Below are 1,180 nucleotides of genomic sequence, written 5' to 3'. Positions count from 1 at the left end.
TGGAGCTGGCTCCTTTGAGGCGGTGGGCGACCCGCCGCATTCTTTCTGCGTCGTAACCGGCAATGGCTTGGCGCAGTTGCGGAAGCTGGGTTTCGCAATCTTGGATGAACACCTGCAATAGCTCTCGCTGAAACCCCCGATCCCCGCCGGAAACCTGATCCAGGTAGGCAGAGTCGATGGGATAGGGCTGGGTGGAAGAAGAGGGATCCCGGCTCTCGGCGGGGGAAGCTGGAGAGGCTGCTTCAGAAGCGGCTTGGTTGGAGGATCCCCCTGCAGACTGAGCAATCAGCTGGCTCCAGTGGTTGAGCACCCTTTCCAAATCTTCCTTCAGCACCGGCTTGCTGAGATAGTCGTCCATACCTGCCTGCAGGCAGCGCTCCCTATCCTCCTGCATGGCGTTGGCCGTGATGGCAATCACCACTGTGCGGTGGCCGGATCTCCGTTCCTGTTGGCGTAGGCGGCGGGTGGCCTCGTAGCCGTCCATCACCGGCATTTGGCAATCCATGAGAATAAGGTCATATCTGACCTGCTGCAGGAGATCCAATACCTCCTGACCATTGGCCACCACATCGGCCTTGTAGCCCAAACTCTCGAGCTGGCGCAAAGCCACCTTTTGGTTGACGGGGTTATCCTCTGCCAGCAAAATGCGCAGCGATTGACGGGGACGATCCTCCCTGGGGGTCGTCTGAGGGAGGACGGGACTCATTCCCAAGAGCGAAGTGGATAAACCAGAAGATTTCCCCAGGGCCATGACCAGCGCTTCCTGCAGACGGCTTTGTTTTACCGGCTTAACCAAGTAGGCGGCAAAGCCGATTTCGGCAGCGCGGCGGGAGTGCTCCCCCAGTCCCAGTGAAGTCATCATCACCAGTTGCGTCTCGGCCAGTTGCGGATCTGCCTTGATCCAGCGGCCCAAGGTCTCCCCATCCACCTCTGGCATTTGCATATCCAAAACGGCCAGGGGGAAGGGTCTGCCTTCCCGAACGGCTTGGCGTAGCTTGTCCATGGCCTGATAGGCATTTTCGGCCTCTTCCACCACCATTCCCCAAGCCGCGGCCTGACAGCGCAGGATCTTGCGATTGGTGGCGTTGTCGTCCACCACCAACAGTCGCTTGCCCTGCAAATCCACCGGGACACGAGCAGAAGGCTGGGCAAGCTGCTGGGCATAGGGCTGCCGCTCCAG

1 protein-coding gene is annotated in these 1,180 nt (G+C 59.8%); it reads right to left on the bottom strand.

Annotated features, from left to right (window positions below):
- Positions 1 to 1,180 (bottom strand): response regulator (locus NW819_RS11655; RefSeq protein ID WP_414413845.1); only part of this gene is annotated, 1,180 nt, incomplete at both ends.

Source organism: Synechococcus sp. R8-2 (genome assembly GCF_047461715.1).
Taxonomy (GTDB): domain Bacteria; phylum Cyanobacteriota; class Cyanobacteriia; order Thermostichales; family Thermostichaceae; genus Thermostichus.
This window is presented reverse-complemented; position numbering and strand designations above follow the sequence as displayed.